This is a genomic window from Sphingomonas sp. BE138 (assembly GCF_031456125.1).
GTDB lineage: Bacteria > Pseudomonadota > Alphaproteobacteria > Sphingomonadales > Sphingomonadaceae > Sphingomonas.
Window position 1 is genome coordinate 1 of record NZ_JAVDUC010000051.1, and the last position, 6,275, is coordinate 6,275.

Annotated in this window: 14 protein-coding genes; 3 read left to right on the plus strand and 11 right to left on the minus strand. The window is 63.3% G+C overall.

The genetic code is table 11. The annotated features are described in order from the left end of the window. The 3 genes from J2Y58_RS20540 to J2Y58_RS20550 form a co-directional block, all read right to left on the minus strand. Positions 1-324 (minus strand): hypothetical protein (locus tag J2Y58_RS20540; protein ID WP_310107271.1); only part of this gene is annotated, 324 nt, incomplete at its 3' end. 1 nt (position 325) lies between these two features. Beyond that, the gene (locus tag J2Y58_RS20545) at positions 326-577 is read right to left on the minus strand and encodes a hypothetical protein (RefSeq protein WP_310107273.1); all 252 of its coding nucleotides are present in this window, start codon (positions 575-577) and stop codon (positions 326-328) included. Continuing rightward, entirely contained in the window at positions 577-720 is a 144-nt protein-coding gene (locus J2Y58_RS20550; protein WP_310107275.1) for a hypothetical protein, read from the minus strand. Before J2Y58_RS20550 ends, J2Y58_RS20545 begins: the two co-directional genes overlap by 1 nt. A gap of 55 nt (positions 721-775) precedes the next feature. On the opposite strand from J2Y58_RS20550, the gene J2Y58_RS20555 reads away from it, so the two are divergent. Continuing rightward, positions 776-1,219 carry a hypothetical protein gene (locus J2Y58_RS20555; protein ID WP_310107277.1) on the plus strand — a complete coding sequence of 148 codons (444 nt, stop codon included), beginning with the start codon at positions 776-778 and terminating at the stop codon, positions 1,217-1,219. Beyond that, complete coding sequence (locus J2Y58_RS20560; RefSeq protein ID WP_310107279.1) at positions 1,219-1,710, plus strand: hypothetical protein; 492 nt, start codon at positions 1,219-1,221, stop codon at positions 1,708-1,710. The genes J2Y58_RS20555 and J2Y58_RS20560 overlap by 1 nt, the downstream gene beginning before the upstream one ends. On the opposite strand, the gene J2Y58_RS21020 is transcribed toward J2Y58_RS20560, so the two are convergent. Next, positions 1,707-2,027 carry an HGGxSTG domain-containing protein gene (locus J2Y58_RS21020; RefSeq protein WP_405053150.1) on the minus strand — a complete coding sequence of 107 codons (321 nt, stop codon included), beginning with the start codon at positions 2,025-2,027 and terminating at the stop codon, positions 1,707-1,709. The genes J2Y58_RS20560 and J2Y58_RS21020 overlap by 4 nt on opposite strands. 139 nt (positions 2,028-2,166) lie before the next feature. Here J2Y58_RS21020 and J2Y58_RS21025 point away from each other — a divergent pair, with 139 nt between their 5' ends. Then, positions 2,167-2,346: a hypothetical protein gene (locus J2Y58_RS21025; RefSeq protein ID WP_405053151.1), complete on the plus strand. Its 180-nt coding sequence runs from the start codon at positions 2,167-2,169 to the stop codon at positions 2,344-2,346. A gap of 119 nt (positions 2,347-2,465) precedes the next feature. On the opposite strand, the gene J2Y58_RS20570 is transcribed toward J2Y58_RS21025, so the two are convergent. The 7 genes from J2Y58_RS20570 to J2Y58_RS20600 form a co-directional block, all read right to left on the minus strand. Next, the gene (locus tag J2Y58_RS20570) at positions 2,466-2,762 is read right to left on the minus strand and encodes a hypothetical protein (protein WP_310107284.1); all 297 of its coding nucleotides are present in this window, start codon (positions 2,760-2,762) and stop codon (positions 2,466-2,468) included. Positions 2,763-3,064: 302 nt separating this feature from the next. After that, positions 3,065-4,264 carry an AAA family ATPase gene (locus J2Y58_RS20575; RefSeq protein ID WP_310107287.1) on the minus strand — a complete coding sequence of 400 codons (1,200 nt, stop codon included), beginning with the start codon at positions 4,262-4,264 and terminating at the stop codon, positions 3,065-3,067. Then, entirely contained in the window at positions 4,254-4,796 is a 543-nt protein-coding gene (locus tag J2Y58_RS20580; RefSeq protein WP_310107289.1) for a hypothetical protein, read from the minus strand. The genes J2Y58_RS20575 and J2Y58_RS20580 overlap by 11 nt, the downstream gene beginning before the upstream one ends. Before the next feature lie 11 nt (positions 4,797-4,807). Further along, positions 4,808-5,122 carry a hypothetical protein gene (locus tag J2Y58_RS20585; protein ID WP_310107290.1) on the minus strand — a complete coding sequence of 105 codons (315 nt, stop codon included), beginning with the start codon at positions 5,120-5,122 and terminating at the stop codon, positions 4,808-4,810. Continuing rightward, positions 5,115-5,315, minus strand: a complete 201-nt coding sequence (locus J2Y58_RS20590) for a hypothetical protein (protein WP_310107292.1) — start codon at positions 5,313-5,315, stop codon at positions 5,115-5,117. Before J2Y58_RS20590 ends, J2Y58_RS20585 begins: the two co-directional genes overlap by 8 nt. Then, positions 5,312-5,818, minus strand: coding sequence for a hypothetical protein (locus J2Y58_RS20595; protein ID WP_310107294.1), 507 nt, complete (start codon positions 5,816-5,818; stop codon positions 5,312-5,314). The genes J2Y58_RS20590 and J2Y58_RS20595 overlap by 4 nt, the downstream gene beginning before the upstream one ends. Positions 5,819-6,020: 202 nt before the next feature. Then, a partial coding sequence (locus J2Y58_RS20600; protein ID WP_310107296.1) for a hypothetical protein occupies positions 6,021-6,275 on the minus strand: 255 nt, incomplete at its 5' end.

The window sequence follows — 6,275 nt, forward strand, 5'->3', positions numbered from 1 at the left end:
TCTCTTCGGGCTTGTGCTTCTTGGCAGGCATTCGTCGTCCCTTCCTTGATCCAGACTCTCATAGTCCATGGACCACTCAGAAGGGGGCAGCTCAGTCGCCTGTGCTGCGTCACCATTGATGCCAAGAAGGTCACCATAGTCGCCGACCGCAGCCGTGCCCGCCTGGGTGTACGGCATGTAATCTTGGCGGACCTGCTGGCTGAACGCATTCTGCGTGTCGATGCCACGGTTGTATGCGGCGACGAGGGCGTCGGTCGCCCGTTGGCTCGCCTTCTTCTGGCTGCCGCCGCCGATAATGCCTGCGATCGCAGAGAATAGGCCCATATCAGTGCACCGTCACACGAGGGGGGAGGCCCATATGCTGGGCGAGGGAAACCCAACCTGCCGGGCTGTCCAGCAAGTTGAGGGCATGTGAGGGGAGGCTGCGGAGGCGATGATCGACCTCGGCGAATGAGACATCGGCGATGCTCGCGAGGTCGATCAAGAAGGCGCGGCACACGACATACATGGTGCGCGCCTTTTCGGCACGACTGCGCTCTTCCTCACACGCTTGGCGGACGAGAGCGAAAAGCCCCATCAGTTTCGCACCTCTCGCCGGATCGCCGCACGAATGAATTCCGACAACGTCATGCCATCGCGACGGGCTTTGTCCGCGGCAGAAGCGATCAGGGCGTCGTTGACGCGAAACCGGGCTAAGGTGTTGTGAACTTCAGCGCGCATCTTGCTCTCCACGGTGCGTGGTCACAGTATTGCCGCAGCGAAAAGGAGAAGCAGCATGGGCAGTTCTGGGCAGTTCTCCGACGTTCGCACGCGCGGGCGTAATGCTCTCAAAATCCCGCCCGCACTGGCGATGGCTGGGCTTGTGATCAGCGTCTTGGCTGCGACGCCAGCAGATGCGCAGGTGCGTACCCGCTGTGTTCGACAAGATGGACGCACCGTGGACTGCACCTCAGAGGCGACCACGGCTCCCCTAAACGGTTACTCTCAGGCTTTGAGCACCGCACAGGACCTTGTCCCAAACTATCAGGAGCAGCAGCGCAATAGCCAGAAGATTGAACAGCTACGGCTTCACAACGAGCTGCTGCGCCGTCAGCTGGAGGTGCAGTCAGCCTCTGGATACGACCAAAAGCAGTGTCGCCGCAGCGCGAAGGCAGCGATCGACACCGGAGATCTCGTTCTCGCGCGCGACGTCCTCAACGTGTGCGCCGGTGATCGTTGATGACATTGAAAGAGCCGTTCAAGCCTGAGCAGGTCGATCGAGAGATACCGCAGGCCATTCGCGATGCGATGCTAAATTGTGTTTTGGCTTGGGGGTCGCTCGACGGGGCGCTTAGCATGTTGCTGGCGCGGGTGACAGGCATGTCCTTTTCGGAGGCTGCCGATACGATCGGCAAGGACTCGGGCACGGTCAAGTTAAACAAGATGCGGGACGCCATGCTCGAACGCGGAGCGAACGATGTTGCGGCGGCGATCCGCAAACATAAGAAGGCGTACGAGAAGCGCATCGCTCCAAGAAACCGCATTGCCCATGCGCGGGTGGCAGGTGTCTGGACCAAAGATCCAGACTACATTGTTTTTGCCGTATTCGAGAGCCATTTGACGGACCAGCTCGCTATTGAGCTGGTTCCGATACAAGAGGTAAGGCGCTCAACTCATTGGGCGACCGCCATGACGGCAATGGCTCTTCGAATCGTTGACGTGGCAGGTTAGGGCACGAAGTCAGCCATCAATGCCCTGAGCTTCTTGATCTCCTGCGTCCTCAGGCCATGCTTCAGTGCGTTACTGTTGCCGCGCGGAGCGCCGGGGTTTGTCCCGCCGTGCATTCTGCACCGTCGCTTTCCGCGTACCGCTGGGGACTGGCATTCCTTCCCGGAGCGGGTCCGGGCTAGGCAGCGCGGTGCGTTCGCCAACACCGCCGGCTCGGGCTGCATGGGATTGATCGGCGATTGAGGCGGCCCCGCCCCCCGGTCCTCCGATAGTGACTTGGTCGGCGACAATGGCCTGCCCCCCTTCGTTGACGTGAACATGGCGCACCACCTGCTCGCGCGGCTGGTGAATACGGGCGAGAGCTTCGATCGATGCGCGACTCTGAGCCTGCGCCTTCAGCGCCATTCCCATGTATCGCTGCATCGCATCCGGGTATGAGCCTGCATTATCGAGCGCCCGGTGCATGAAGTCGCCGAACAATGCGTCGAGGACGTGCGCTTGCGTGATCAGCAAATCGCTAGCGCGGCGCATGTCGCCCGACCCGGCGGCAGCCTGTTGCTTCTCCAGTTCGGCCACCATGCCGTCGAAGCTGGCGCGCTGATCGGACTTCCCCTCACGCGGTCCGAACAGCACCCGTGATAGGCCGTAATGGAGGAACGCCGCCCTCGTGTTGGGGCTGATGATCATTTCAGCCAGCCGCTGGTCCTCGGTTTCACCGGGCTTCAACTCGACCGTGCTTTCTACGTTTTCAGCCATCTCTACGCTCCTTGATTTTTGAGCCGCTTAATGCGGGTGTGGACGGCGTCAGTGCTGCGACCGATGCGAGCGCCGATCTCCGCCGCCGTGTGGCCGCTGCCGATGAGGTCGCGGAGCTGTTCATCCTGTGCCGCCGACCAGCGGCGAAGCGGGCGCGGATGTAGGGTTCGTGCTACTAGCGCTGCGACCAGCCCACTCTCCCAATCGGTAAGCGCGCGCTCGCGGTTTAGCGCGTCGGCCAACGCGAAGCCGATCAAGACCGGATCGCTCGGCACCGCCTTGGCGCGTTCAGCTGCCATAGCATTGCACCTGTGCCTGATGGTGAATGCTTGCCAAGCGCTTCGAGGTCGCAACCGGTTTGGGATTGTTAATAAGCCCCGGGCACAACACAGCGGTTGCGACTGAGGAAGCGGTCAGGGTGAGGTGAGTATTAGAGCTTTCAACCGGCCGGCCTTGCCAGGCGTGGTGTTGCGCCCCTCGCGCTGCCGCACCACCACACCACCCCCCTAAAGGGGGGAGGTGGTGGTGCGGTGCACGCTGACAGTGCCATCCGCACCACTGCACCACCGCGCACCACCACACTGTTTCAAGGTGGTGCACGCTACTCATCGCGCACTACCGGTTCGCCGACCACGACGAACGGTCGGGTCTGCCTGCTGCCGTCCCTCCGGTGCTCGACCTTGAGTGCGCCATTCCTGATCCACGTCGACAGCGCGGTTTTGATACGGCGGCGGTCGGTGGGCTTGTTCGGGTCGAGCTGGAGCACCTCAGCAAGCGCATGACCGACCCACTCGGGCGACTGATCCGAAGAACGCCACTCGCGTGACGCTACGCGGGCCTGCACCGCTTCAAGGTCGTCAACGCTGATGCGCTCGAACACGTCCGGCGGCGACCAAGGGACAACGACCGGCATGTTGTCGCCCCCGCCTGGTGCGTTGCCGAGGCTTACGGAGGCCAACCTGTACCAAGTCGATGTAATGGCGGGGGGAGCGCGATTGTTCTTGTCATCATAAGTGCGAAAGAACCTGCGGCGTTCGTCGCCTTCGACACCGAAGTCCTTCGCTTCCTCCACTGACATGCGGTTGAGCACGATGCAGGAGCGAGCCGCTTGGGTCAGTGAGACAGCGCCGCGCGCGGACTCTGAGCTTACCTCCGCACCAGCCATTTTTCGCGCGTGATGGACGAGGATGATCGCGCAGTTTGCTCGTACCGCGACCTTCGCCCACAGCTTGGCGACTGTGTCGATCGCGCCATTGTCATTCTCGCTGACACTATGGCTTGAAACGAACGGGTCGACGACCAGAACATCAATCCGGCGACGGATCAGTTCTGTCACAAGCGCCTCGATCACGGGCTCGTGGATCACCAACCCGTCGCGCGTCGTGGACGCGATCGAAAGCTCCGCGCCATCAAGGCCGCTGTCAACGAAAAGGCGGTCGCCAATGTCCGCAGCCCCGATGCCCCAGTGCATCGCGGCGGCTTGAATTCCTCGCGCCAGCTCTTCGCCGCTGTCCTCCAAGTTCCACACCCAGACGCGCTTTGGACCATCCCAAATCTCGTCACCGAGGACAGGGCGGCCGGTAACGAGCGCAAGCGCCGTTCCCGTCAGCAAGGCGGTTTTGCCGGTAGCGCCCGGCGCGACGACGACGCTGACAGTGCCGCGCAGAAGCTGCCGGCCGTAAACCCATTGCCGGGGTGGAATACTGGACGGGACGCGCCACACGTAGGGGGTGGCGCTGATGATTCGTTCAGACACCGGAAGCGGGAGGGGCTGAACGGCAGTGGCGTAGTCACGCGACATGACGCGCCTCCGTCACCCTGATCGTCGGCAAACGCGCCGGCTTCGTGAGTGCGCGCCGCAAAGTACCGGCGAGCATGTCGTTGCCGCAGTCGATGCGGTCGAAGCCGCGAAGCGTCAGCAGGTCTGGCGCATCCCAGTCGAGCACCACGCCGCCGATCGCATCGGCTCGGAGCCAGTCCAGCGGAGTGGCGTGGAGCGTCAGCCGCTCGGCATCCCAGCGAGAGCCGAGGCACGTGTCCGCGTTCAGCAGCCAGCCCGTCCCGTTGACCAAGCCCCAGCGAGCCGGGTTACCGACGCGCCAGGCCACGAGGTCGATCAGCTCGCATCCGTCCACCACCGGCTGGATGACGTGCGGCTGGCCCTGTCCGGGCAAGAAGCGGCTCGACTTCTCCACCTCACCAGCGAAGACGCCGAAGGGCGGGTAGGCCGAACCGATGCGGGCGATCGTAGCCGGCGAGACGCCAACCTCCCGCATGCGGTCGAGGTGCGGCTGACGCACGTTTGCGACGGCGGCGGCGTAGAGCTCGTCCATGTCGGAGCCAGTCATGCCGCCACCGCCTTTCGGTCGCGCAGCACCGCGCGCCAGACGATCGCGTTAGCGCCTGAGACGTTGCGACGACGCAGTCCCGAGTCGCAGATCAGCCCCTTCTTGCGCAGTTCCGTGAAACGGGGCTGAAGCGAGTAGCGGGGATAGCCGGCGATGGCGCACACCTCGTCGACCGTGTGGTCGCCTTGTTCGCACAGCGTCTTGTGGACGACGTAGCGCAGGTGGTTGCTCGTGAGTGCCGCCAGTTCGGCGGCGGCGATGCTGGTATCCACGCCGCGATGGTTGCCAGCGGTGTTGAAGGCGTCAGCCATTGTCGACATCCTCCTGCATCGGCGGCAGACCGGCACGTTCGAGCAGCGTGCTGAGCCAGGCCGCTTGCGCGATGGAAAGGGGGGTGGCGTCGACGACACACTGGCCGAGGAAGCTGCCCGCCCGGCGGGTCAAGCTGTGACCGCCCGACAAGAGGGCCAGAGCGGCATCACGCGGATTGATGAAGCCAGTCACGCCTCACCTGCCTTGCCGCGAAGCTGGCGCAGTAGTTCATCGGCGAGCGTCGCTGCCTGATCTGCCGCGTATTCTGCGGCCTCATCCCGATCGGTGCTGTCGTCCTCGATAACCCAGCCGGTGGCGGCGGACAGGCCTTCAGCATAGAGGCGGGCGTCGCTCCTTATGGCGAACCAGCGGTCGATAACGTGGCTGTCTCCGCCGGGGACCTCGACATCCCAACCTTCTGACGGCGAGTCGTAGATCCAGACGTACGGGCGCTTTTCGCCTTCCGCACGTCGACCCTCAGCTGCGCGCTCGGCATTGTACTGCCGAACGGCGAAGGCGCCGAGGTTCAGCATCATCACGTACTCGCAGCGCTCAAAACGCTCGCGGGACATGATCTTCGCGATTTGCTCGACGGCGTCCTCCCAATGTGACGAGGTGGGCCAAGCAGCCGGCATTTCCTTCTCATACCCCTGAAGACTCCGGAGCATGCGGGGGATGGTGTGCTTCTTAGACATTGTGCACCTCCCCCCAAGCGAGCGTGGCGACGAGGGCGGCGACGCGAGAGCTCACCGAATAGTTGTCGCGCAGGAATTGCGTTCGCAGCGCTTCAAGGCTATTCGTGACCGTGCTGATGCGATGCGAATTCTGGGGCTGCCTGGCAGGGCGGCCCCTTCGCTTATCTGGCGAGCGCGCCAGTGCTGATGCTGCGCTCATCGATCACGCGGCGAGCTGGGCGAGCAGCTCGGACTTGAGCGCTTTGATGCTGCGACCGGTAACGAGCGACTTTCCGCCGAGCTTCACGAGCTCCAGCTTCTTGGTCGCGACCAGCTCGTAAAACTTGCTGTGGCCGATGCCGCCGAGGTCCGCGCGGACCTGCGTAAGCGTGGCGTGAGGACCGCAGTTTATGCGGCTTGGGCTGTTGGCTGATCTGTCTGGGGCACCCAGTTCCACGGCATCAGCTCGTCCCAGCGG